Annotated in this window: 16 protein-coding genes; 7 read left to right on the top strand and 9 right to left on the bottom strand. The window is 57.9% G+C overall.

Annotated elements, in window-relative coordinates:
- The first annotated feature begins 18 nt into the window (after positions 1-18).
- From KJ970_14060 to KJ970_14045, 4 genes are read left to right on the top strand one after another with little or no spacing between them, the layout of a single operon-like run.
- Positions 19-1,782: an aldolase gene (locus tag KJ970_14060; GenBank protein ID MBU2692040.1), complete on the top strand. Its 1,764-nt coding sequence runs from the start codon at positions 19-21 to the stop codon at positions 1,780-1,782.
- 36 nt (positions 1,783-1,818) lie between these two features.
- The gene (locus KJ970_14055) at positions 1,819-2,460 is read left to right on the top strand and encodes a corrinoid protein (protein MBU2692039.1); all 642 of its coding nucleotides are present in this window, start codon (positions 1,819-1,821) and stop codon (positions 2,458-2,460) included.
- Between the two features lie 21 nt (positions 2,461-2,481).
- Positions 2,482-3,489 (top strand): methyltransferase, encoded by a 1,008-nt coding sequence (locus KJ970_14050; protein ID MBU2692038.1) that lies wholly within the window; start codon positions 2,482-2,484, stop codon positions 3,487-3,489.
- Positions 3,486-5,594 carry a sodium:solute symporter family protein gene (locus tag KJ970_14045; GenBank protein MBU2692037.1) on the top strand — a complete coding sequence of 703 codons (2,109 nt, stop codon included), beginning with the start codon at positions 3,486-3,488 and terminating at the stop codon, positions 5,592-5,594. Before KJ970_14050 ends, KJ970_14045 begins: the two co-directional genes overlap by 4 nt.
- Before the next feature lie 65 nt (positions 5,595-5,659).
- Here KJ970_14045 and KJ970_14040 read toward each other — a convergent pair whose 3' ends face one another.
- From KJ970_14040 to KJ970_14000, 9 genes are all read right to left on the bottom strand, one after another.
- Entirely contained in the window at positions 5,660-6,472 is an 813-nt protein-coding gene (locus tag KJ970_14040; protein ID MBU2692036.1) for a hypothetical protein, read from the bottom strand.
- Positions 6,473-6,519: 47 nt separating this feature from the next.
- Positions 6,520-7,707, bottom strand: coding sequence for a Gfo/Idh/MocA family oxidoreductase (locus KJ970_14035; GenBank protein MBU2692035.1), 1,188 nt, complete (start codon positions 7,705-7,707; stop codon positions 6,520-6,522).
- Positions 7,704-10,265: an alpha-mannosidase gene (locus tag KJ970_14030; GenBank protein ID MBU2692034.1), complete on the bottom strand. Its 2,562-nt coding sequence runs from the start codon at positions 10,263-10,265 to the stop codon at positions 7,704-7,706. Before KJ970_14030 ends, KJ970_14035 begins: the two co-directional genes overlap by 4 nt.
- 114 nt (positions 10,266-10,379) lie before the next feature.
- On the bottom strand, positions 10,380-11,027 hold the full coding sequence (locus KJ970_14025) for an SGNH/GDSL hydrolase family protein (GenBank protein MBU2692033.1): 648 nt from the start codon (positions 11,025-11,027) through the stop codon (positions 10,380-10,382).
- Between the two features lie 24 nt (positions 11,028-11,051).
- Entirely contained in the window at positions 11,052-13,169 is a 2,118-nt protein-coding gene (locus tag KJ970_14020) for a hypothetical protein (protein ID MBU2692032.1), read from the bottom strand.
- Positions 13,170-13,221: 52 nt separating this feature from the next.
- A complete protein-coding gene (locus KJ970_14015; protein ID MBU2692031.1) occupies positions 13,222-15,333 on the bottom strand; it encodes a hypothetical protein in 2,112 nt (703 codons plus the stop codon).
- Positions 15,334-15,348: 15 nt separating this feature from the next.
- Positions 15,349-16,944 (bottom strand): hypothetical protein, encoded by a 1,596-nt coding sequence (locus KJ970_14010; protein MBU2692030.1) that lies wholly within the window; start codon positions 16,942-16,944, stop codon positions 15,349-15,351.
- Entirely contained in the window at positions 16,945-17,463 is a 519-nt protein-coding gene (locus tag KJ970_14005) for a hypothetical protein (protein ID MBU2692029.1), read from the bottom strand. It abuts the gene before it with no gap.
- Between the two features lie 238 nt (positions 17,464-17,701).
- Positions 17,702-20,530: a carboxypeptidase regulatory-like domain-containing protein gene (locus KJ970_14000; protein ID MBU2692028.1), complete on the bottom strand. Its 2,829-nt coding sequence runs from the start codon at positions 20,528-20,530 to the stop codon at positions 17,702-17,704.
- A 241-nt stretch (positions 20,531-20,771) separates the two neighbouring features.
- Here KJ970_14000 and KJ970_13995 point away from each other — a divergent pair, with 241 nt between their 5' ends.
- The 3 genes from KJ970_13995 (at position 20,772) to KJ970_13985 (ending at position 26,580) form a co-directional block, all read left to right on the top strand.
- Positions 20,772-21,362 carry a hypothetical protein gene (locus KJ970_13995; GenBank protein ID MBU2692027.1) on the top strand — a complete coding sequence of 197 codons (591 nt, stop codon included), beginning with the start codon at positions 20,772-20,774 and terminating at the stop codon, positions 21,360-21,362.
- A 44-nt stretch (positions 21,363-21,406) separates the two neighbouring features.
- Positions 21,407-22,897 (top strand): DUF362 domain-containing protein, encoded by a 1,491-nt coding sequence (locus KJ970_13990; GenBank protein ID MBU2692026.1) that lies wholly within the window; start codon positions 21,407-21,409, stop codon positions 22,895-22,897.
- 68 nt (positions 22,898-22,965) lie between these two features.
- Positions 22,966-26,580: a T9SS type A sorting domain-containing protein gene (locus tag KJ970_13985; GenBank protein MBU2692025.1), complete on the top strand. Its 3,615-nt coding sequence runs from the start codon at positions 22,966-22,968 to the stop codon at positions 26,578-26,580.
- Positions 26,581-26,585: the final 5 nt, after the last annotated feature.

Raw genomic sequence — 26,585 nt, 5'->3', positions numbered from 1 at the left:
AGTTCTGGGGAGGATCCGTTGAATAGATCATTGGCCGTACTGAAGAAGCTGAAGCAATCACGACTGATTGCCCTGCTTGCTCCACGCCGTCCCGAAGAATGCCTCACGGCCTATGAAGCCCTGAATGATCTGGGGATTGTGCTGGAGATCGCCTTCCGGACCGATGCGGCGCTCGGTGGGATCCAGGCGGTGCTGAAACGCCATCCCGGCGCTCTTCTCCTGGCGGGAACGGTACTGACACCGGAGCAGGCCGATGCGGCGATTCGCGCCGGAGTGGCGGGTGTCGTTTCGCCTGATTATTTGCCCGCCGTTGTGGAAACCTGCTGCCAAAAGGATATCCTCTGCGCACCCGGCGGCACGGCCGATGCGGGCAAGCAGCTTGTACAGAAAGCGGAACTTTACAGGTGCGACCTTGAAACCCTCCGCATAAAATATCCATATCAATGGCTGTACAAAATTTTTCCTGCGATCACTGGAACCAATAACCTTCTTAAATCTTCCACCGCCTGGAAGGCCGTCTATAAAGATCTCCTGCTGTTCTATACCGGCGGTGTCACCTACGAAAATCTTGAGCCGATCTCGACGCACGATCCCAAGGGGATTATCTGCGGATCGGTGCTCACGAAGCTCATCGACACTCCGGATAAGATGCGGGAAGAGGCGAAAAGATGGCTCGCGGTTCTTTCCGGAGCCGGAACAGAGGCGCCGGCCACGGCCCCAAGGCCGGGAGAACAGGACAAAAACAACAGGATTGAAGCCGATCAAAGAGTTGTCACCTTTGGCGAGATCATGCTCCGCCTCTCTCCGCCGCCGGGCCGGCGCCTGCAGCAAGCCGGGTCGTTCGACGCGGGGTTTGGTGGAGCCGAAGCGAATGTCGCGGTGTCGCTGGCGCAATTTGGTCATCCCTCACGCTTCGTCACGGCCCTTCCGGAAAATGATCTCGGCCAGGCGGCGATCCAAGAGCTTCGCGGTCTCGGTGTCGACACTTCATGTATCGTCCGGCAGGGAAACCGGATCGGTCTCTACTATCTGGAACACGGCCTCTCTCAACGGCCGTCACGCGTCATCTACGACCGGGCCGGCTCTTCCATTGCGGCCATTCAATCCGGTGATATCGATTGGGAAGCGGCGCTTAAAAATGCGGCCTGGTTTCATTGGACCGGCATCACGCCGGCCCTCAGTTCCTCCGCGGCCGAATCTTTACGAGAGGGCTTGCTGACAGCCAAGAAAATGAAAATCCCGATCAGTACCGACATCAACTACCGCGGCAAATTATGGCCGCGGGAAAAGGCGCGAGAGGTCATGACGCCGTTGATGGACTTTGTCGATATCGCTATCGGCAACGAAGCCGATATGGGGGATGTCTTCGGCATTCATGCCGGCGCGTCGGATCCGGATTCGGGCCGGCTGGATATCAAGGCCTATCAAGGCGCGGCCGGGGAGATGGTCGAAAAGTATAAGCTGAAAATGATGGCGGTGACGCTGCGCGAGAGCCTCTCCGCTTCTGATAACCGGTGGTCGGCCGCCCTCTTCGATGGATCAGCGTTTTATCACAGCAAGACCTATTCGATCCATATCACCGATCGAGTCGGCGCCGGAGACGCTTTTTCCGCCGGTTTGATCCACGGGATCCTGGCCGGCCGTTCGTCCGCCGATGCGCTGGAGTTCGCTGCCGCCGCAGCGGCGCTGAAACACACTATCGCGGGAGACTTCAACAGGGTCTCCCTTCAAGAAGTGGAAGCCCTTGCCGGCGGGAAGAGCTCCGGCCGCGTTCAAAGATGAAGTTCAGCGTTAGTTATACACTCACCAGGGAGCGCAATGACTCAACACCAAGGTCTGTATGAAGCCATCGTTAAAGGTGACGCCAAATCCGCGGATAGCCTGACCGTGATAGCGCTGGGCAGCGGCGTGGAACCCGAGGACCTTCTCAATATTGCGCTCATTCCGGGAATGGATGAGATCGGGCGGCGGTTTGAGGCCGGCCTTTGTTTTTTGCCGGAACTCCTTATCGCGGTGCGGGCCATGAAGGCGGCGATGTCCCATATCCGGCCGCGCCTCGCCGCATCCAATGTGAAACCGGTGGGAAAAGTCGTCATCGGCACGATCACCGGCGACCTTCACGATATCGGCAAGAATATCGTCGCCGCCATGCTGGAGGGGGCCGGATTCGAGGTGATCGATCTGGGTCTCGACGTGCCGCCGGAGCGGTTTATCGATGCGGTTCGCAGCGGAGGGGCGCATCTTGTCGGGATGTCGGCCCTGCTTGCGACGACCATGCCTATGATGAAGGGGGTCATCGAAGCACTGGATAACGCCGGCTTGAGAGATCAGGTCAAAGTGATGGTCGGCGGCGCCCCGATGACACAAAAGTTCTCCGACGAGATCGGCGCCGACGGGTATGCCGCCGACGCCAGGGGGGCCGTGGTTCTGGCGCGCCATCTCATCGCCCGCGACTCCTGATCGATCAAGGAGCAAAGACGAATGACATCCCGAGAGCTCGTCTGCCGAACCCTGGAATTCGATTCCCCCGCCCGGATCCCGCGTCAAATGTGGCTTCTCCCCTGGGCGGTTCAACAATATCCCGAGCCATCGCGGCGGCTTCAGAGAGATTTTCCGGACGATATCGGGTCCTCCCCGTCATTTTTGAAGCAATTCCCGCACATATCGGGCGAAAAACACACGCCGGGCACTTACATCGATGAATGGGGATGTGTCTTTCAGAACCTCCAGGCCGGCGTTATCGGCGAGGTCAAGGAGCCTCTCCTCCACGATTGGTCGCGGATCGAAGATCTCCGCGTCCCCACGGAAGCGTTGAGTGTCGATACAAACAAGGTCAACGAATTCTGCGCCTCATCCGAACTCTTCCTGCTGGCCGGCACCTGTCCCCGCCCCTTTGAGCGCGCTCAATTCCTCCGGGGAACGGTGAATCTCTTTATGGATTTCATGGATCGCCCAACGGAACTCGACCGCCTGCTGGCGATCTTGCACGGGCTTTATGTCAAGGAGATGGAGTTGTGGGCAAAGACGGATGTCGATGCTCTTTATTTTATGGATGACTGGGGCAGCCAGAAAGCCCTTCTCGTGTCTCCCGATCTCTGGCGTGAGCTCTTCAAGCCCCTCTATCGGGAATATGCGGAAATCGCGCATCGCAACGGAAAGTATATCTTTATGCACACTGACGGCTATGTCCTCGACATCTTCCCCGATCTGATTGAATTGGAGATCGACGCCGTCAACTCACAGATCTTCTGCATGGGGGTGGAAGAGATCGGAAAAAAATTTGCTGGAGAGATCACCTTCTGGGGTGAGATGGATCGCCAGCAGATTCTCCCCAACGGTTCGCTTGATGAGGTCATCGCAGCCTCCCGATTGATGAAATCTTCCTTACACCGCGGCGGCGGCCTGATCGCCCAGTGCGAATTCGGCGCGGGCGCAAATCCCGAGAATGTCAGAGCTTTCTTTGAGTTTTGGGAACGGGAGGCAACGTGACCCTTTTCGGCCTTCACATTCTGGACGTTGGAATCATCGCCCTTTATGTTCTTGTGATTCTCTGGCTCGGCCACCGCATCGGAAAAGGCACCAAGAACACCGAGGATTTTTATATAGCGGGCCGCAAGCTAGGGAAGTTCTATCAGTTCTTTCTCAATTTCGGCAACTCCACCAATGCCGATCAGGCCGTCGCCGTCTCCCGCGAGATCTATCGCCAGGGCATCGGCGGGATGTGGATTCAATACCTTGTTCTCTTCCTCACCCCCTTTTATTGGTTCACCACGATGCTCTATCGCCGGTCCCGGCTGATCACGATCGGCGATTATTTCACCGAGCGTTTCCGCAGCCCTTTTCTCGGCGGATCGTTCGCCGTCTTCACCCTGGCGATGGCCCTGATCGGCGGGGGTGTCAGTTATATGGTGGCCGGAAAGACGATGATGGCCCTGACGCCGAAACCGGAAAGCGCCTATACGCAGGAAGAGCGGCTCAGTGTTGAGCGTTTCCAGGAACTGCAAACGCTCAAAGCCCATCTTGGCGACGGGCTGAATGCCGAGGAACAGGTTCGGTATGATGAGCTGAACGAAAGAAGCAAGCGCGGCGAAATCCGATCCTTCATCTCTTATACAAACCCCGTTGTCTTCTACTTCGCCTACGCCTTCATCGTGGCGATCTACACCGTGATGGGGGGCTTCACCGCCGCGGCGGTCACCGATGCGATCCAAGGGTTCCTCATCATCACCTTCTCATTCCTTCTGATACCGATCGGATTGGGGAGGATCGGCGGGTTTGAGGGACTGCATCAGGCCGTCCCCAACTTCAAATTCGCGCTCTTCGGTTCCGCCGCGACGAGTGAATACGCCTGGTACGCGATTCTGGCCATGGTCGTCGCCAACCTTGTCTCGATTGTCGCCGCGGCGCCGATGATGGCGACCGCCGGCTCCGCCAAGAACGAAATGACCGCCCGCGTCGGCATGATCGGCGGGATGTTCCTCAAACGCTTCATCATGCTCTTCTGGGCCTTGGCCGGCCTCCTCGCCATCGGCCTCTACGGCGGGAAACTCAGCGACCCCGATCTCATCTGGGGCCACATGACCTACGATCTGCTCTTTCCCGGCGCCATCGGTCTCATGCTGGCCGGTATTCTCGCCGCCAACATGTCGACGCTCGACGCAACGGCTGTCACAAACGCCGCCCTTTTCGTCCGCAATCTTTATCAACCCTGGAAACCGAATCAATCCGAGCGGCACTATATCAATATAGGACGGATTGTGATTCTAATTGTTCTTTTAGGTGGCATCGGGTCGGCGCTCTTCGTGAATAACCTCCTCGATCTCTTTAAATATTTTATCTCCCTCCCCGCCGTCTTCGGCGCGTCGATCTGGCTCGGATTTATCTGGCGCCGTTTAACAAAACGGGCGGTCATCCTACAGGTCTTTATCTGTTTCACGCTTTACGCCATCATCCCCAACCTGTTTCAGACCCTTGACGGTATCAGAACCCATCCCCGCCTCTTAATAGAAACACAACCCAAGACTGTCATGATTACGACCGGCGCCGTCGACGATGATCTCCTGGCGGGGCGCGCCGTAAAGATCGGCGATGCGATCCGCAAGCCGATGGTCATCGAGCCGACCGGCATTTTCTTTGATAAAGTCGTGCGCTCCGATCCCTCCGATCCCGTCTCACCCAAGATAGGGATGGGGCGGTTCCACGCGGAGATCTGGGTTCTGAGCTGGTTCAAAATCGATTTTTCATCGGCCTCCAAGGCGCAGCTTGTCGCCACCCGCTTCTTCTTCGACGCGCTCTTCCCCTTCTTGCTTCTCTTCATCTTCAGCATCATCACCAAGCCTGTACAAAAGGAGAGCCTCGACGCCTTCTTCGGCAAGATCCACACACCGGTGCAGCCGACACCCGAGGCGGAGCGCCGGGCTTTGGAGGAGGCGGCCAAGCTTCCGGAGATCTTTGAAAAGATGAAGATCTTCCCGGGGTCGTCGTGGGAGATCCTCAAACCCAACCGGTGGGATCTTTGGGGGTTCGGCGGCAGCTGGGTGATGGTTGGTTTTATCATCTTCCTGCTGTGGCTGCTGGTGCATATCGGCGGCTGAGGAGGCGATGAGGGCCGCCGGGGTCCGAGGGCAAAGTATGGGTTATTAATTGAGCGGCAGAATCATCACTTCAATCCGAATTTCAGCCGTCCCCAACTATCTTCTTTTGATGATGTGGGTTGAGGGCCCTTCCACCACACCAAATTCCAATACCAGGGCGCTGCGTCTATGTGCCGTACCATTCCAATATCTGCAGCGTACCAATCCTCAGGATAGCCGGGTGGGGGATCTTCTGTCTCCTCACCTCTCCGTCCAAACATGTCATGCGAATCTATCGATTTAAAATGCGCGGATTTGATCGAGGGATTAATTCCAACACCATAAGCATAAAAGTCACCGGCCGGGACATTAACTTCACCTTCCCAATAAACTTTTAATCCGTAATTGAATGGGCCCCAAATTGGATTTCCATCGAAATCATACACCATAATATCTTCAGTGATCCAAGTACTATTCAAATAGAGGGGTGCGTTTATCATTTTGACCGGAGGAACATAGACGGCCTGCCATCCATCGTCCAGATTATGGGCTCCATGCAGAAAGAGGTTTCCGTCATCATCGCAAGTCCAGAAATTCTCGTATGTTTGCAGCGCTTCTTCCTGATGTCTGACTTTTGTCCAAACACCGAGCACCAATTTGTCGCCTGTCATCGAAATAGACATGGGGCCATATTCAATATTTTCGTAGTACCACTCTGTTCCTGTCTCCAGGGGATGATAATTCTGACCGAACAATGATGATGGGAACCCGGCCGATAGAACGACAACCATGACGATAAAACCTGATGGTTTGGGGCCAATGCGAATCATAAGTGTATCCCCCAATCTCTTTATCTTGGTTTCGAAATACTGTATTGACGAAATCCATTTCTCACTCATGAACAATCACAACCGTGCTATAATTGTATTCAATCCAACTCTAATTTTCAAGGTGTCAGCACTCTCCGCCCGGTCCGCGCCCAGACCACATCCATCTCGCCGGGCAACAGCCCCGCCTGGTAGGCGTTCCGCAAGATTTCCGCCAAACCGTCGACCCATGTCGACTCCTTCTCCGGAGGACCGGACCGGCGGATGAGATGATCAGGAAACGCGGCGATCACAGGCATCGATTCGGCCGCGGCGCCGACACAGAGGGTCTGCGATCGTGCCGCCTTCAATCCACAGGGAATCAATGACGGGTCAACGTTGCCCTTTAAACAGGTCCATAACTTCTTCCACTGGGGATCCGTATTGGGAGAGGGGTACTCTTTCAGCCTGCCGTCCCGAAATTGCACTCTGATGGGTGACATCCCACCGGCAAACTCAATCTCAGCATCGCTGAACTCACATAAGAAAATCGGATCCTGAATCTCAGCGACGGCGTGTGATGCATAGAAGCGCAACTCTGCTCCACTCTCCGTCTCGACCCGCAGCGCCGCCGTATCAAAACTCTCGATCTCATTTGCGCGGTAGAGTTCCGCCGTGACGGCGGCGGGCATCGCGGATCGGGCCATCTCATCGCCCAGAAGATAAAGCATATTGTGCATGTCATGCGCCATCGCGTTGTTGAGCGGGCTGTCCATGACCCAACGGCCCCTATCATCCCGCAAACGTCCGGCCCAGTTGTTGCGTTTGTAATACGACGCATCTCTCGGCCAGAGGGTCAGCGATTTCATTCTCCGCGGTGTCCCGAAGTGACCCGCCTGAATATCCCGCTTTAGTTCCTGGATTGAAGCGCTGAACGACCATTGATAGCCGATCGCCACCCAGCGGCCGGAACGCCGCTCGCACGCGATCATCGCATCCACATCATCAACCGTGGCCGCGGCGGGTTTCTCGCAGAGCACATAGCTGCCCTTTTCAAGGGCCAGGCAGGTCTGCTCCCGGTGGAACTGAATCGGAGAGGAAATCACGGCCAGGTCAGCACGCCCCACGCCATAGAACTCTTCCAGGGAAGTATAAAATGGAACACCCCGTTCTTTCAGATCGCGCACCCGCCGGCAGGCGCCGGGGTTGGGATCAACAGCGCCGACGATATGGCCGGCGGGGAGTCCGGGCTCGGCGTTGGCCGGGTCCAGCAAGGCCTCAAGATAAACTTCGCCGTAACCGCCGATCCCGACGAGGACGATATTCATTGCGACGCTCCCCCCACCGGTTCTTCGAGCAGGTTCACTTCCACAAAACGCCGGGTCCGGCGATTGAATCGTAGTGTCTTGATCTCAAAAGCTGAAAGCTCCACCACCCTCTTTGCCCCCGTTGCGGGAATTGACACCGTGGTCGACCTGGATCTTCCCGTCGGTTCAAAGAGACGGATGATGAGATCGTCGTTTGATTCGGCATATTTAAAGACACCGAGTTGAACCACCTGATCGCTCAATACGACACCCGCCTTCGGCTGCTTTCCGCCCCCGGCGGGGAAGAAATTCAAGGCCATCGGGCGTTCATTCAAGACCAGCGCTTCGCGATCGATCCGTTTCAACCGGCCGGCCACCTTTCCGCCGTTCAGCCAAAATCGGAAATGCCGTTCACCCTGGTCCATCCGGGTCGTATGCCGATCGGGCTTCGTGATCGGGCGCCGGCCTCCGGTCGGATGAGCCGCATGGGCCGGAGAGCGCAGCAGGGAAAGCCGCAACTCGCCCCGGGCCATATCCGACCCGTATGTCGAGTCATTGATACAGGTCAGGCAGAAATTATCAGCGCGGGAGACGACCGCCGTCCACTTCTGAGCCACCGCCTCATCGCCGTTCGCCGGGAGATCGGCGGTTCCATAAGCGGTCTGCCCCTGGTAGACGGCATCCCGAAGCGTCGTGGGGATCGACAGCTTTAACATTCGATCCTTCTCATTCCAATAGACGCGGGTTTCCAGCTCAATCTCCGTGCCCTGTTTCGGCAATTTGTATTGCTGGCAAATGGTGGAATCGCGGTAACCATAGATCGCTTCAACGACACTGCGCACAGGGCCGTCTTCGATAACCCGAACCGAGGGGAGTGCTGGACCGGCGATCCCGGAGAATCGCGTTCCGGCCGCTTTTGACAGCAGCTTGAAACTCCCCGCCTTCTTCCGAAAAGACCTGGTCGTCATCCCCCAGGGATCGGCGTTGTCTTTCATGACAAGAAAACGGCCCGCGTTTGGTTTGACCAGATCGACCCCCTTGACGCGATAGCGATCGATGAAACCGGTTCGTGTATTGATCACGACTTCCATATCATCTGACCTAAATCGAATCTTCCCCTGGCGCGCCTTCAATGCCGCCGCCGGTTTCCTGCGGATGAGATTCAAGCGCACATCGAAGCGGTTCATTTGAGACGGCTCAAGGACCGCTCGAAAGACAATCCGCTTGCGATGATCTTCATTGATATTCGCGCGTTCCTTCTCGGCTTGAACCGGTATTTCCCGGCCCTTTCGGAAGAGCGCCGGTTGCAAAAAGCGATCGGTGCCATGCGGCCAATTCGGTTGCAGTTCGCACTCAACGACACACTCGGTCCGATAGGGATGATGATTGTAGATGAGGATCGGATACTCCCCTTCCCGCGCTCTGCGCTGCCCTGCGGCCAAAGCGAAGAAGGCGCGGGCTTTCACACGGGAAAGGATTTCCAAGCCATGATCGAGAATCCGGAGCGTTGCGTCTTCTACCGATTGAATCGATGTGCCGGGAAGGGCGTCATGAAACTCGCTCACGGCCAGATCGCACCCGGCCTCCCGAAGCGCACTTCGTGGATACTCCGTGAGTTTCTGCAGAGAGGCGGCCGCCGCCATCTTCTCGGTCATGTAGAGCGTGTTCTCCAGCTCCCGATGCTTCTGCTTCACCCGGATCATCGATGTATAACAGCCGACGGCCCAAGGATTGAGATCCCCGTCATGTCTCGGGACCGATGGATAGGCCCTGCGATGATCTTTAAAGAACGCCTCCGGTGTCGAATGGTCAACCTTTGTCGCTGTTGATCTGCGGATCAACATCGCGAGATCCCCCAAATCGCGGCGCGAAGGCCCGCCGCCATGGTTGCCGACACCCCAGAGCAGCAGGCTGACCCGCTGCAGCGCCCCGCCCGACGGACTCGCCGGCGGCACATCTTGAAGATGATGAGCTTGATACGATTGCGTCTGAATCCATTGCGCGGTCCTTGCCGCCGCACCGCCGGGCGGCGAGTTGTAATGCGCCGTCGCCAGAACGGCGCGGATCTCCGATCCGTCAAACCCGACCCAATCAAAGATCGGGGCCGGCGCCGCCCCGTCGGACCAGCCGGGCCGGCAATAGATATAGGAATCGTAGCCGCTCTTCGCCAGGATCTGTACAAGCCCGCGGGAGTGGCCGAAGGGATCGAAATTCATCGCCGTGGTGACATCGACACCGAACTTTTCGCGGAAGTAGCGCTTGCCGAGCAGGATCTGGCGGACGAATGACTCGCCGGAAGGCATATTACAATCGGGCTGGAGATACCATCCGCCCATGATATGCCACTGCTTGGCTCGAACGAGGCGGCGGATCCGCTTGAAGAGCGCCGGCTCGTATTCCTCCACATACTTATACAATATGGCTTCATTGTGGCAGAAGATGAGGTTGCCGAATTCTTCGCAGAGATCGGCGGCGGTGCGGAAGGTCGCGAGCGTGACGGCCGCCCCCTCCTCCCAATCCCAGAGCCAAACCGGATCGATGTGGGAGTTGCAAACCATATGGAGGGTGTTATGGGGCATGCGGTTTTGCCTTTCTCAGCCATGCAGCCGGAATCAGACGCTTCCCGGGAAAGATATCAGATCGCGCGCGTTGTTGGGATGGAATTTCCTTTGGGAATTTCTTTCGGGTTAAAATTAGGGGATGAAAAACCGTCCGGAGGGCTCGGAATCGCTTTGGATCCCCAATTCCCGGAAGATCAGCCCGGCGAAGACCCGGTGGCCGTGGCCGTTGGGGTGGAAGGAATCGCTCATCCACCGGCCGTGCTGCTCGGGATGCATCTGCCAGTATGCCGTGTGATCGATGAGGGGCAACAGCCGCTCGCGGGCGACCTCCCTCACCGCCTCCATAAAATCGTTAAAGCGGGGTTCGCGGTCGGGCGCGGTCCCCTTGAGGATCGGGCAGGTGGTTTGCAGGCATAGCCGGGCCGGGAGGCCGGCGGCCAAGTCGGCGAGCCGGCGGAGGTTCCCCGTGAATTCCGCTAGATCGATGCCGGATTCTTCAGAGCAGTCATTCATCCCGATCATGAGGAAGATCAGATCAGGTTGAAACCGGGCGACCCGGCGCGCGAAGCCGTTGAGAAGCTCCCGTGTCGTATCCCCGCTGATGGCCGTATTGATGACGGTATCCGACACCCGGCCCATTTCGCCCCGGACCCGTTCATCGAAAAGCTCCGGGTAGTCGCGAAGCCCAAAGGTGTGATAGGCGCCATGCGTAATGCTGTCGCCGTAGAAGAGCCACGTCAGGGGCGCATTGAGCGCCAGGATTTTGCGGACCGAATTCATCTGAAGCCTGTACCATAACCTCTCTTACTCACCGAATGTCAGATCGAGATCAGCGATTGCGCCGGCTTGTGTCCAATCGGTCGAGATATACTCAAACTGATCGACAACATCTCCCTCCGCGTTGGTTCTTACATATTCGGCGTCGATCGCCGTGACATAGGGAGCCGCCTCACCGCCGGATGTCAAGTATTGCACATGCTGGAATCCCATGTGAATGTAATCCTGAGTATAGGGCAGAGCGCTGATCCGCACGTGCATAGTGCTTTCATCGTGAATCCCGCCGTTGAAATCCACCTTGTAATAATATGTATATTCCACGGTCAGGACCCGCCCATCCGTCCCGACATCGCCATCGACGGTCAACCACCAGTGATTATTGGTGCCATGCAGTGAATCCCGAACCGAGAATGTATAACCATCCCACACGATCGGCCAAAGATTGTGCTCGAAATGCCGGTCCCGGCTTTCACCGTCGTTCCAAACATGCGGCGCCCGCATGTTGAAGGCAAGGTGATCACATCGATGCAGTTTCCGGAGAAGCTCGTCATTGGCGACGGAGACATCACCGAAATCGACTTGCTGATTCGTCGGCGTGGTCCAGGGAATTGTCTTGGGGACATCGGTGGAGTCGCCATCGTAATAGATACGCAGCGTGTTCGCGCCGGGGAAAAACTCACTCAAGCCGTACGTCCCAGTGCCATCACTCTCCCGCGTCCGCGTGGGAAGGCGGTATTCCGTCGCCCCGACTTTGCTGATGGCGCGAGCCGTCACGCCCTCGAGGGGGTCGCCGTTGCCGTCGACGAAACGGCAAACGATATGATGATTCCAGCCGATCGCCTGCAGCATAGCCGGAATTTTATCGGCTTGGCCGGAGTTCTGAAGCAAGGTCTCGATCTTGTCACGCGCCGCTAAAACGCCGGATGTCCCTAAGGCGACGATCTCATAGCAATCCTGCCACAGCTGCTCGCGCGAACCCTGCACCACCGGCACGGTCACAAGTTCATTGGCATAGTTGCGAATCTCGGTATCCTCGCGAAGGATCGCCGCGAAAAGCACCATCGTCATCCCCTCGAGATCTCGATAATCAACGCTGATCGGCGAGATCGACCCCCCGCCGCCGTTGGTGAGAAAGGTTCCCTTCTCCGGCCCCAGGCCGCCGACGATCCCCTTGAGATAGTACTCAGCAAGGTAGGCCGGCTCCTCGATGAGCTGGTTCAACGCCCCCGCCATCCCCACATGATGTTCGTTGGGGCGCACATTCCGGAAGAAGCCGAGATAGCCGCTGTTCCCCAGGAGCACATGATGAAGGTAGTGGCCCACTTCATGGGCCACGCTGCCGGTCGCGTCATCGGGTATAACAATGGCGCATTGCGATACAAGGCCGAAGGAATCCCAGTAGGGAACATATTTCGGCGTTGATTTGAACACGTACGCGCTCCGGTTTTGGGGCACATAGAGGACCGGTGAGAGGGGGCCGTTAACATCCTGCTGAACCTGCGCGCGCCGCGAGGCCGGCACGGCGTTGATCAAGGTGTTCATGGCCTCCCGGACATTTTGCTCGATTTGGGCAAAAAGGACTTCGTTTGCGGTGCCTTTTTTGTATCGCACCGGCTTAAACTTTTTTACCCCGGACCAGGGCAGCGACATTGCGCCCGCTTTTTTTGCGCCCACGGGGAGTTCAAAGACAAGAGTATCGCCCTGGCCCGCCGTGCTTTTCAGCGGCAGCCAGCCCGACGTATCGAGTTCCTCCCCCTCTTGTACGGCGTAGTCCAAGGGGAGGTATCCGACGAGAAAATCGACATCCTCGGGATCATGGTCGATGAGGATTTCAAGAGACCCCGATCCTTCGTAGATGATCTCAAAAGCTCCTTCGTCCGACTCGGTCTGAGGGCCCGATTCCAATTGCAGAATCGTGAGGAGGCCGCTTCCGCCCGCCGGGAATCTGAAGGTGCGGCCGGTCAGCGGATCCACAATCCGCCCGCCGGGCGCGGCCGGCGCATCATACACCTGGCTTTCGCCGTAGACCCATTCCGGAAGCGCCGGATCCCCTGAGCCATCAGAGGTTAGTCTTTCGCGCTCACCACAACCCGAGAGCGCGCAGAGAGCGACCCAGACAATTATAAACGTCGCGAGACGCCTCAAAATGATACCTCCTTGGACGGATGACACTTGAAACGCGCTGATGCCCGCCCGCCTACTCATGGAACTCCATATCCAGGGTTGACGTCGCATCGGGGTGCGACCAATTGGTCGAGATATAGGACCACGATTGGGTGACCGTTCCATCTACGCTCTGGGTATAGGTCGCCTCCATGAGGGTGATGTAGGGAACGGCCTCAGCCGCCTCTTTTGTATAACGTACATGCTGGTGCCCGAGGTTTAGGTAGTCACTTGTATAGGGCAATCCGGTCACCACAACTCTTATATGGCTTTCGGTATGTGTATTTCCGGATTGGTCATTTGTCCAGTCATAAGTATATTCGGCGTTCAAAATCATACCGTTCATTTCAACATTGCCGTCTGAGATCATGACGCCGTGGAATCCATACGAATCGATCGTATCCCGTACTGAGAAGTTAGAACCATTCCAGGTCAATGGATAGAGGTGGTGCTCAAAATGGCGATCCCGCTGCTCACCGTCGCTGAATAGATGGCGCGCCTGGATACGGAAGGTGATGTGCTGGCAGCGATGCAGCTTTCGAAGAAGCTCATCACTCACGACACTGATATCTCCAAAATCAACCTGCTGATTGGTTGGCGTGGTCCATGGAATTATCTTGGGGACATCGGTGGAATCGCCATCGTAATAGATACGCAGCGTGTTTGCGCCGGGGAAAAACTCACTCAAGCCGTACGTCCCAGTGCCATCACTCTCACGTGATCGCGCGGGCAAACGGTATTCCATGCTACCCACTTTGCTGATGGCGCGAGCCGTCACGCCCGACAATGGATTTCCATTCCCGTCTACGAATCGACAGACGACATGATGATTCCAGCCGATCGCCTGCAGCATGGCCGGAAGTTTATCGGCTTGGCCGGAGTTCTGAAGCAAGGTCTCGATCTTGTCACGCGCCGCCAAAACGCCGGATGTCCCTGAGGCGATGATCTCATAGCAATCCTGCCACAACTGCTCGCGCGAACCCTGCACCACCGGCACTTTAACCACCCTATTGGCATAATCCCGGATCTCGTCGCGATCGCGAATCACGGAAGCGAGCATCGCCACCGTCATCCCCTCGAGATCTCGATAATCAACGCTGATCGGCGAGATCGAACCACCGCCGTTGGTGAGAAAAGTCCCTTTCTCCGGACCTGCGCCGCTGACGGTGCCCTTTAAATAATACTCAGAAAAGTAGGCCGGTTCTTCGATCAGCTCGTTCAGCGCCCCAGGCATCCCCACATGGTGTCCGCTGGGGCGGGCATGTTGGAAGAAAATCAGATAGCCGCTGTTTCCCAGAAGAACATGATGGAGATAGTGGCCGACTTCGTGCGCCACGCTCGTGGTGGCGTCATCCGGTATAACAATAGCGCATTGCGCTACGAGGCCGAAAGAATCCCAATAGGGCACATACTTCGGCTTTGATGTGAACAGGTAGGCGCTGCGATTTGCGGGGACATACAGAACGGGTTCGAATGCGCCGTTCACAGCGGCCATAACCGCGGCGCGACGGGCGGCCGGCAGGGCATTGATCAGAGAGTTCATCGCGTCCCGAACATTCTGTTCGATTTGGGCAAAAAGAACTTCGTTCGCTGTCCCTTTTTTGTAGCGAACCGGCTTAAACTTTTTTACGCCGGACCAGGGAAGTGACATCGAACCCGCCTTTTTTACGCCCACGGGCAGTTCAAAGACAAGAGTGTCACCCTGACCGGCCGTGCTTCTGAGCGGCAGCCAGCCCGATGTGTCGAGTTCCTCCCCCTCTTGTACGGCATAGTCCAAGGGGAGGTATCCCACGAGAAAATCGACATCCTCGGGATCATGATCGATGAGAAGCTCAAGAGACCCCGATCCCTCATAGGATACCTCGAAAGCCCCTTCGTCCGACGCTGTGTGGGGTCCCGACTCTAATTGTAAAACGGTGAGCAGACCGCTTCCGCCCGCCGGGAACCGGAAGGTTTGACCGGTCAGCGGATCCACAATCCGGCCGTCCGGCATGGCCGGCGCATCGTAGACCTGGCTTTCGCCATAGACCCATTCGGGGAGTGTCGGATCCCCGGAGCCGTCGGAGGTTAATCTTTCTCGCTCACCGCAGCCAACAAAACAAAAGGCAACAACACAGACCGTGGCAAATGCAGCCGTTCCCCGCATGACCCTCATCCTCCACTACTGCCTGAATGTTAAATCAAGATCGGTTGTCGCCGCGGCCCAATTTGTCGAAACATACTCATAAAAATCTATCACGCTCCCACCCGCATCGGTTTGCGTAAAAGTCGACTCCATCGCGACGACATACTGCTCCGCCTCCTCACCGGTTTTCACATACTTTACAACCCGGTTCCCACCACCAATGTAATCTTCAGTATAAGGCAACCCGGCCACATTCACTCTCCTGTGAGTTTCAGTGTGAATCCCCCCGGTTTGGTCTTGGGAAAAATCGGCGGAATATTCGACATTGAGAATCCTACCATCCGCGCTTACATTGCCGTTCGCCGTCATCAAATAATGGCCGCTAACATCATCCACTTCATGTCGGGCGGTAAAGGAGGTGCCTGTCCATACAAGGGGCCAGACAAGGATCTCAAAGTGCCCGTCCCAGTTCTGCCCGTCACTAAAGGTGTGGGGCGCATTCAGTCCGAAATCAATTCGTGTGGTTTGGTGCAATTTGTTCAGCAGCTCATTGCTGACAACACCGATATCGCCAAGATCGACCTGCTGATTCGTCGGCGTGGTCCATGGAATTGTCCTTGGAACATCGCTTGAATCGCCGTCATAATAGACACGCAGGATGCTTGCGCCTGGGAAAAACTCGCTCAGGCCGTATGTCCCGGTGTCATCGCTCTCCCGTGATCGCGCGGGCAGGCGGTATTCCGACGTTCCGACCTTGCTCACGGCGCGAGCCGTCACGCCGGATAACGGATTCCCATCGCCATCCACAAAGCGGCAGACCACATGATGACTCCAGCCGATCGCCTGCAGCATGGCCGGGAGTTTGGCGGCCTGGCCGGAGTTCTGAAGCAATGTCTCGATCTTGTCACGCGCCGTCAAAACGCCGGATGTCCCTGAGGCGACGATCTCATAGCAATCCCGCCACAACTGCTCGCGCGAACCCTCCACCACCGGCACGGTCACAAGCTCATTGGCATAGTTGCGAATCTCGGTATCCTCCCGAAGGATCGATGCGAAGAGAACCATCGTCATCCCCTCGAGATCGCGATAATCAACCGTCATCGGCGAGATCGATCCCCCGCCGCCGTTGGTGAGAAAGGTCCCCTTCTCAGGCCCCAGCCCGCCGACGCTCCCCTTGAGATAGTACTCCGCGAGATAGGCCGGCTCTTCGATCAGCTCGTTCAGCGCCCCCGCCATCCCCACATGATGGCCGTTGGGACGGACATTCCGAAAGAAATTCAGATAGCCGCTGTTCCCCAGAAGGACATGGTGAAAGTAATGACCGACTTCATGGGCCACACTGCCGGTGGCGTCATCGGGTATGACAATCGCGCACTGAGAGATAACGCCGAAAGAATCCCAATAGGGCACATACTTCGGCATCGACTTAAACAAATAGGCGCTGCGGTTTTGGGGGACGTAAAGAACCGGCGAGAGCGAGCCGTTGATATCCTGTTGTACCTGCAAGCGGCGCGATTCGGGAATGGCGTTGATAAGAGTCGTCGCGGCCTCCCGGACATTTTGCTCGATCTGAGCGTAAAGGTCGGCCTGCGCGGTCCCCTTTTTGTAGCGAACCGGCTTAAACTTTTTCACTCAAGACCAGGGGAGTGACATCGAGCCCGTCATTTTTGCGCCCACGGGCAGTTCAAAGACAAGAGTGTCGCCCTGGCCCGCCGTGCTTCCAAGCGGCAGCCAGCCCGACGTGTCGAGTTCCTCCCCCTCTTGTACGGCGTAGTCCAAGGGGAGGTACCCCACGAGAAAATCGACATCCTCGGGGTCATGATCGATGAGAAGTTCAAGAGACCCCGATCCCTCGTATGTAATCTCAAAAGCCCCCTCGTCCGACGCTGTCCGGGGCCCCGACTCTAATTGTAAAACGGTGAGTAGACCGCTTCCGCCCGCCGGGAACCGGAAGGTTTGACCGCTCAGCGGATCCAAAATCCGCCCGCCGGGCGCGGCCGGCGCATCATAGACCTGGCTTTCACCGTAGACCCATTCGGGGAGTGCCGGATCACCGGAGCCATCGTCGCTGGTTAGTTTTTCTCTGCCGCCGCAACCAGAATGCACCAAGAAATAAAGAGATAGACAAGAAATTAAAGTCCTGCGCCACATGAAAACCCCTCCTCGGGTGGATGGAATAAGAACGCGCCGTCATCCGCTCGAGGTCTCCAGGGGAACCATTAATTGGCGTTCTAAACAATCGCGCTGTATACGGCCACTTCACTACATGGTGATCTGCACTTTGTGATTATAACCGAGGGGGATCGATGCGGCCAGAGGAAGAAACAACAGAATCTCAGGCCTTTACTCCAGCAACCTTTCAGGCGGAATCCCGGGATGTTTACATAAATTACCGCCGTCGCGCCAGCACCACCCGCCGGGCCCAGCTCTGATCTTCGGTTTCCATCCTGATGAAGTAGACGCCGCTGGAAACAGGGCGGCCGTTATGATCGGCGCCGTCCCAATTGAGCCGCGTCGTCCCCACAGGAAGCCGGCCGTTGTACAAGTGGCGCAGGCATCGCCCGCCCGCGTCATAGACCGCCACATCCGCGGAACCCGTGGAGGGCATGGCGAGGGCGACCTGAACCGCCCCGAGCGACGGATTCGGCGCCAGGCCGATGATTCCGGCGACAACCGACAGGTCCCCCTCCAGCGCGCCGGAAATATGGTCCCCGGTATCGAAAGCGATCTCATCGATCCAGAATCCGAGGCCGTTCACACCGCCGTCGGAACCGAACTGAATCCGGAATTTAACAGTGTCGGAAATGTAAGCGCTGAGGTCGAAGACGGCGCCGGTCCACCCGCCGGTCGAACCCGACCAGCCCGGATCATATCCAATACCGCTCAGGGAGATGGAGGGGTAACCGCCGGAGGGCGTCAGCGTGGTCCATTCAAGGGAGCCGAGATCCAGGATCTGGAGGTTCGCGCCGTCGAATCCCGATTCGGTTTCACACCAATAATGAAATGACAGGCGCAGTTCCGTTTCATCCGAAAAATCATAAGCCGGGCTTTCCAGAACGCCGATGATATCATCCCCATAATCGCCGGTCATCCCAACGCCCCAGCAGTTCTGGCCGCTGAATCCGGCGGATGGCCCACCGGCGAGCGGCGTGCCGTACTCCCAGATAGATTCGTTGTAAAAACCCCCGCCGCCGCTTTCAAAATCCTCGGCCGCCGTCGGGAGCTGCACGGCGAACTCGACATCCGACCTTGTTAAACCCGGATCCAGGCTCGGACCGCCGACCCAGTAGGCATCCACGCCGTACCCCGGCAGATTGTCAAAGATAAAGATATAGGCGTTGCCCTCGGGAAAGCCGGGAATCGACCAGCGGCCGTCGGGGCCGGTAACGGCGCCGCTTAGCGGAACGCCGATCGGCGTGACGCGGACATTCTCAAGCTCTGTGTAAGCGTCGTCGGCATAGACCACACCGCCGATCTCGATCGTGGGCGCCGCGGTCAATGCCACATCGACAATCGACGTATTCCCGGTGGTAATGATGACCGGTTCGGTCGCGGAGGCGTAGAAGAACGAGGTGAAAAGTAATGTATAGGTACCCGATTGAAAAGGCAGGCTGTAAACGCCGCCGGCGCCCGTCACGGCGAAGGCCCCGGTTTCAAGCGCCGTCACCGTCACATCGGGGATCGGCAGCCCTGAAGCGGCGTCGGTGACGGTTCCCGCTACGGCGCCGATACCATTTTGCGCCTCAGCCCAGGCGGCGGTCAGATTCGGCCGGGGCCCGATATGATCCGTCCCCTCCTGCGGGGTGCCCGTCGCCACGAGAATGTCCCGCGCCAGTCGCGCATTTAATGGGATCCCGAAGGCCGCCTTTACCATTCCCTGCAGCGACGCCACCGATCCGGTGACGATCGGAGAGGCGCTGGAGGTGCCGCTGAAGGTATCGGTATACCATTCGATCTCATCCCCGCCCTGAAGATTCCCGTATCCGGTTGTACAAACACTGTAACCCCAGCCGTGCAGATCGACGCGCGCGCCGTAATTTGTAAAACCGGCCGGTTCGAGGGCGCCGCCGTTCGACGCGCCGCAGATAATGGCGCCCGAGTCGCGGACATTCCGGTCGAAGAGCCCCATATAAACCGCGTCGTCAAAATCCTGCTGCCCGTTCCCCGCCGCCTCGCAGCAGATGCGGCCGTTGGCGGAGGCGACAAGGATCGCGTCAAAAACATCCTGCCAAAACTCCATGCAGACATAACCGAACTGCCCCTGCCCCGTCGCATTGGGACCGGGGGCATGCAGCTCGATCAGAAAGATGTCGCCCGGGTCGAGGTTGGCCGCCGCGGTGTTGATCGCATCGGCGGTGCCGAGTTCGGCGATCGAGACGCCGCCGATCTGGACCTCATGGCTGATCCCGGTGACGCCGTAAAGATTGCCGATCGCACGGATCTCCCCCGCCACAGCGGTTCCATGGTTGCGCCAGCCTTCGTCCTCGATCGCGCCCCCCGCCGTGAAGAAGGGCGCGGGGAGATCTTCGTGATCCCAAAGCCAGGCCCCCTCGATATCGAGGACCTTGACGGATTGACCCCGCCCGCCGGCCGTGGCCCAGACCCCCTCGGCATCGACCCCGTCGGGGGCCGGATCGAGGTACCCTTGCTGAGGGGTGTAATCGGGGCTCCGTTCCTGGAGCCGCCCCGCGAAGGCCGCTCCGGCATCAAAGGTCCCGGCGAAGGCATCAAAGCCAAGGGCCGCCGGAACGGCTCTCGGCTCCAGAAAGGCTGTTTCTATCGCTGGATCGGCCCAGAGCGCCTTGAGAATCCCCAGAAGCGCTTCGCGCGATGAGAAATCCGAAGGGATCAAAGGCGTTAACCGCGCATACCGGTTGAGGTTAGGCAGCCGACTGCCCACCCGGCCCTGCCCCGCCCGGCGTTCGGCATCGAGTGCCGCCGCATCCCTGGAGAAATGACGTTCCAGCCGGAAAGCGGCCGCGGCCCGCCGCAGCAGTGCGGCGACCCGAGGGGCATCGGGCGCGTCAGGTCGCAGTAAGCCGTTCTCCACCGCCAAACCCGACCCCTCCGCGAATTTAATGATGATGCGGCCGGTCGGAGCGGGGGTCTGATATCGTAACTCGTTGAGATTCAAGTCATTCCCCCATACCGGCGCCAGCCCAATCGCCGCGATGAGAGAGAAGATCGGGAGGATGGCCATCAAGCGATGCCGTGTCATAGAGACCTCCAGGTGGGATTCTGCTGCCATCAGTGGATGTACGGCCTAACCATTTAATTATAGACTTCTTGGCCGGATTTTTCCACCGCCGGGCGCCGTCTGCAGCCCCTGGCAATCTCCCCCCCTATAAGGTATAATTGCATTGGAATCTTGGTGGAGCTGCGCCGCCTTAATCCACCCTGATTTTGCGATCTCCAATTGGGACCATTCCCAATACGGGAATATTGCACCGGGGGAATCCATGTCTGGGTTTAATCGTGTGGGGCTTGCCCTATTCTGCACCATCCTGATCCTGGGCCTGAGTCTGTCCGGCCCGCTTTTCGCGGCCTGCGACGAGATCGATCCCTTAACATTGCTTCCCAACGAGGGGTTTTGCTCGGGATGGCTTGCCGACGGCGCGCCGGGGACGGCTTATACACTCGAGGAGCTGACAGAGTTCATCGACGGGGGCGCTTTTCTCCACGATCAATACGGTTTCACGGCCGCAGTCTTTCAGAATTATCTGTTCGGAACCGTGGCCGCGAGCATCAACTTATACAATCAGGGCACAGCCGAGGGGGCTGAAGGGCTCTTCAACGATCCCTCCAGCGGGATGGGCGATCCGGTGCCGGAATGGACCGGCTCGGGAGAGGCGCGTTTTCAACCGGCCTTGTCCTATATCATTTTCCAGTTCTGGGAAGAGTGCTTCTACGGCTCCATCTATATGAATCCCGCCACGGTGTCGGATTTCTCCGAGGTTCTTTGTATCGCCACGGAGATTCTGACGATTATCCAAGGAGCCGTGCCGGTGGATTACCAGAGTTGGGGATCTCTAAAAATCAACGCCAATTGATCAAGTGGCAAGTATGGCAACAGTGGTGAAGACGGGAGGGTTCCATGGCCGACGAGCGAGGATCTGAACAGCAGGGCGATCATCAGGATCAGCCGAGAACAAAACATGACGGATTGAGACTCCGCGCGGGCCGGGATCAGGTCTCATCAAAAGGCCTCACGCGCCGCCGTTTCCTTCAGACCACCGCGGCCGGCGCCGCGGGCATGATCATCGCACCCTATATCCTCAAGTCGCCGGCGGCCCATGCCGCCGCCCGCGGCGCCAGGGTCGTTCGCGCCTTTCACGCCGGCGCGACCTCCGGATGGGACACGGTGAATCAGGAACCGGTCGATCTGATGGTGCACGCCGCGATCCGCGCGCTGACGGGCCACGAAGAGACCGGCGCCGCCTGGAAGAGCCTCTTCCCGGGCATCAACAACACGCATAAAGTCGCCATCAAGATCAACCTCGCCTGCGGCGATGTGCCCACGCATCCCGAGGTGGTGAACGCGATCATCGACGGGCTCCTCATGATGGATCTGGGCGGCCAGCAGCTGCCCGAAGAGCAGATCATTGTCTGGGACTTTGACAATCCCTTCTTCTGCCCGCAGACCGGTTATACACCGAATTGGGGCGGCCCCGGCGTGCAGTATGTCGGCACCGATCATCCGAGCGTTGGGTATGATTCACAGACCTTCGTCATCGATCATCCCCTGAACACGCACTCCTATCATCAATTCTCAAAGATCATCATCGATCACTGCGATTATATGATCAACGCCTCGGTGATCAAAGATCACAGCGAGTCCGGCATCACATTCAGTCTGAAAAACCTGTACGGTACGGTGAACGGCATCTCCACCTCATACCAGATGCATCTATCGGGAACGTACGGCGACGGCCACACCCGGGGCGAGCCGGGATTGGCCAGGTTCCTCAGGGATGACTTGGGCGACAAAACCAAGCTCTATATCATCGACGGCACCTTCGGGCTCTATAACGGAGGACCGGGTTACATCCCGCCCTATCACACACCGCCGAACTGGGCCTACAACAGCGTGATCGTGGGGATCGATCCTGTCGCGACGGACCGGATCGGCACCATCAAGATCAACGAGGAGCGGGCCAAGCACGGCTTGGGCGCGCTGAATCCCAGCATGCTTCCCGCCGCGGCGGGGGATCCGTACTATCTCGGCACGGACGATCCCGAACTTATCGATTTAATCGAACTCAATGTTGAACCCGGCGCCGATGTGCCGGGGAGTTCGCTCGGTTCCAAGGCCGTAGCCCTGCTCGCGCCGTATCCCAATCCGGCCGGAGGGGCTTGTACATTACGTTTCCATTGCGCGACGGAATCCCATGCGGAACTGGTCATCGTCGATGTCCGGGGTTCAGTCGTCCGCCGTGTCGCCGACGCGCATTTCACGGCGGGGATGCACCGCTTCCATTGGGACGGATGCGACGACCGCGGTCGTGCGCTTCCGAGCGGAATCTATTTTTGCAAGCTGCGTACCGGGTTGGGAACGCGGCGGCAAAGGGTTGTTTTCATTCGGTAACTCCTTCAAGGGGATCTGACCGCGGGAACCCAGGCGGGGACCCGCTCAGTCATGGGAAAGGACGAATCATGCGGAATGCCATCTGTGCCAGCGTCGTAGTGTGTGTCGCGCTCTGTCTGCTCGCCTTCGCGGGATCGGCGTGGGGTGAGACACATAAAATAGAGCTCTCTCAAGAGACGGCGGGGGTGACGTTGTTGGAACAAACCAACGACCAGCTCACTTTCCAAATCTCCGTGGGGGAACTCGCCACAATGGATGTGGAGACTGCGGAGGGAACCTTCAGCCGGCTTCTGCTCCCCGGTTTTCACTCATCACAGCAGCTCGGCCAGCCGCAGCTGCCGATGCTCAATCAGCTTTTCGAGATCCCGTATGGCGCCGGGATGTGGGTTGAAGTATTGGATTTTGAAACCCGCGAATTTGCGCTCGCCGATTACGGGATTTTGAATCCCCTGCTGCCGGCCCAGCCGAGCGTCGCGAAGAACCAGGATCCAGCGAGCCTCCCCTTCCATTACGATCCGGCGACCTACGCCCGCAACGAGGAGTTCGGCTTCGACCTCGTCCAGGCGGTCGATATAGGTCAGATGCGATCGGTGCGGATCGGGCGTCTCGAAGTAGCGCCGGTGACCTACAATCCCCAAATGGGAACGGTCACGGTCAAAGAAAATGTCAAGTTGGCGATCCACTTCACCGGCGGCGATCTCGAGGCCGAGCGGGCCCTCAAGGACCGGACCCAGAGCCCCTATTTTGAGGTCGTTTATGATCAAATCGCCGGGTCGCGGGATGATACGCATGACACCTTCCCCGACAAGTACCAGGGTCCGGTGACCTATGTCATCGTGGCCGCCCGGATGTTTGAAACCCAGTTGCAGCCCTTCATCCAGTGGCAGACCGAACGCGGTTTCAAGGTGATCGTCGGCTACACCGACACCATCGGCGGCACGACATCCGCCATACAGAGTTATGTCCACGGCTTGTACGCCTCGGAGAATCCCGCCCCGACCTTCGTTCTTTTTGTCGGCGATACCGGGCAGATCCCGGCCTACAGCCTCTCCGGCATCAGCGATCTCCCCTACTGCGATGTCACGGGTGATGACATCCCCGAAATGTACTATGGCCGTTTCTCCGCCAACAACTCGACGGAATTGCAGCCTTACATCGACAAGACATTGGAGTATGAGCGACACGAGTTCCCCGATCCCTCCTTCCTTGGTGAGGTCGTGATGATCGCCGGCTATGACACCGGCTATGCCGCGACCTACGGGAACGGGCAGATCAACTACGGAACCAATCATTACTTCAACGCCGCCCACGGCATTCTGAGCCACACCTATCTTTACCCCGAGTCGGGTTCCTCGGATGCTCAGATTATCCAGAATGTAAGCGATGGCGTCGGATTTATAAACTACACCGCTCACGGCGGTCAGACATCCTGGTCCGACCCAACTTTCACAATTACCAATATCAATGGCCTGAGTAATGACCACGAGTATTGTCACGCGGTGGGGAACTGCTGTCTCACCAGCAGCTTCCAGGTCACAACCTGTTTCGGCGAGGCCTGGTTGAGGGCGCCCAACAAGGGCGCGATCGGTTATATCGGCGCGTCGGAGAGCACCTACTGGGATGAGGATTACTGGTTCGGCGTCGGCTACGGCCCCATCGTTTCCGGCGGCGCGACCTATGAACAGACCGGTCTCGGTTCTTATGACGGGATGTTCCACGATCACGGCGAGGCGATCCCGCAATGGTATATCGTTCAAGACTCCCATGTCTTCTGCGGCAACCTGGCTGTGGAGGAAGCGGGCAGCAGCCTGACCGGTTATTACTGGGATATTTACAACCTGATGGGTGATCCCAGCCTCTCGGTCTATCTCGGGGTGCCGGATGCCAACGCGATAACCCTTCCGCCGAACATTCTTCCCGCCGCCACGTATGTCACCGTCATCGCGGAACCGCACAGCTATGTCGGTTTCTCGGCGGATGGCGTTCTGCTGGGCGGTGGAATGATCGATGCCGACGGAACCTCGAATATCCCCATTTCGAGTGTGGCGGCCTATTCGAGTGTTCATGTCGTCGTCACCTGCCAAAACAAGATCCCCTATATGGTCGATCTGCCGGTAATGACGATGGAAGGGCCTTATCTGATCGTCGATCAGAACGACTTTAACGATTATTCCGGCGATCAGGACGGCGAGGTCGATGCCGGTGAGAATGTGATCCTCACCACCTACCTCAAGAATATGGGCAGCGACGCGGCCACCAACGTCACGGGCACCCTCGTTGAGGTCCGCGGTGTGACGATCAGCGACGACTACGAGACCTGGGGAACGATCAATCCGGATCAGACCAAGCCGTGCGATGACAATTACAACTTCGTCGTCAGCTGGGATACGCCGGATCAGACCCAGATTGATTTCGTGATCAATATATCCTCAAGCGAGGACAACTGGGATCGAACCTTCAGCCTCGTCATTGACGCGCCGATCGTTGAGGTTATCGATGTCTCGATCGACGATACCGCGGGCAACGGGGACGGCATGGCCGATCCGGGCGAGACGGTTGGGCTGACATTCCACCTGGCCAACTCGGGTCACGAGGACTGCCGGAATATCAACGGCCTGATCTCCTGCGCCTCCGACTACATCGATATCACCGATGGTTCGGGTTCTGTCGCCAATGTTCCCGAAGGCGGCGACGCCGATCTATCAGGATTCAGCCTGACGATCGATCCGGCTTGCCCTGAGATGATCTCGCTCGATATCGCACTCAACATGACGGCTTCTCTGGGGCACCAGATGTTCTACAATTACCCCATGCCGATCGCCCCCTTCTTTGATGACTTTGAAATCGATCTGGGCTGGACGGTCAGCAGTACAGCGACATCCGGCGTATGGGAACGCGCCGATCCTCAACCAACAACGTACAATGGCGCTCCCGTACAACCGGGGGATGATCACACACCCGCGCCCGGCGTCAACTGCTGGGTCACCGGTCCCCTCGCCGGCAGCGCCGCCGGAACCTACGATGTCGATGGCGGCGCCACCGTACTCACCTCGACCGTGGCCGATCTTTCCGGTCTTGAATCAGCGACACTGGAATACTGGCGCTGGTACACCAACAATCTCGGGAACGGCGGCGGCGAAGACTGGTGGGATGTTGAGGTCTCCGATGACAACGGCGCCAACTGGGTCTATCTCGAGCACACTCAGAGCAGCGCCAATCAGTGGACCAAAATGACCTTCCAGCTCGAGAACTTCATTGAGATGACCAATCAGGTGATTTTCCGCTTCACCGCGGCGGATGAAGGCAGCGGCTCGCTGGTTGAGGCGGCCGTTGATGACTTCATGCTGTGCGGCGCCAGCAGCGGATCTTCCGGCATTGACGAACCGGTGGCCGCGGCGATCGGCTTCCGTCTCTGGCAGAACTCACCGAACGCGGCGAATCCGACCACCACGATTCGCTACCGGCTCGATGCCGGCAAACCGGTTCCGACGACCCTGAAGATTTATGATGCGATGGGCCGCCTGGTCCGGACGCTCGTGAACGAAGCGCAGGGCGCCGGCAACTACAGCGCCGTCTGGGACGGCCGCGGCGATCACGGCCGCAGCGTCTCAAGTGGTGTGTTCTTCTACGTTCTGAACTCGGGCGAGAACCAGCAGACGCGGAAGATGGTGGTTGTGCAGTAAAGCAG

It is taken from the genome of Candidatus Eisenbacteria bacterium, assembly GCA_018831195.1.
GTDB lineage: Bacteria > Eisenbacteria > RBG-16-71-46 > CAIMUX01 > JAHJDP01 > JAHJDP01.
Note: the sequence above shows the minus strand (reverse complement) of the source record. Positions and strands in the feature narration are given on the sequence as shown.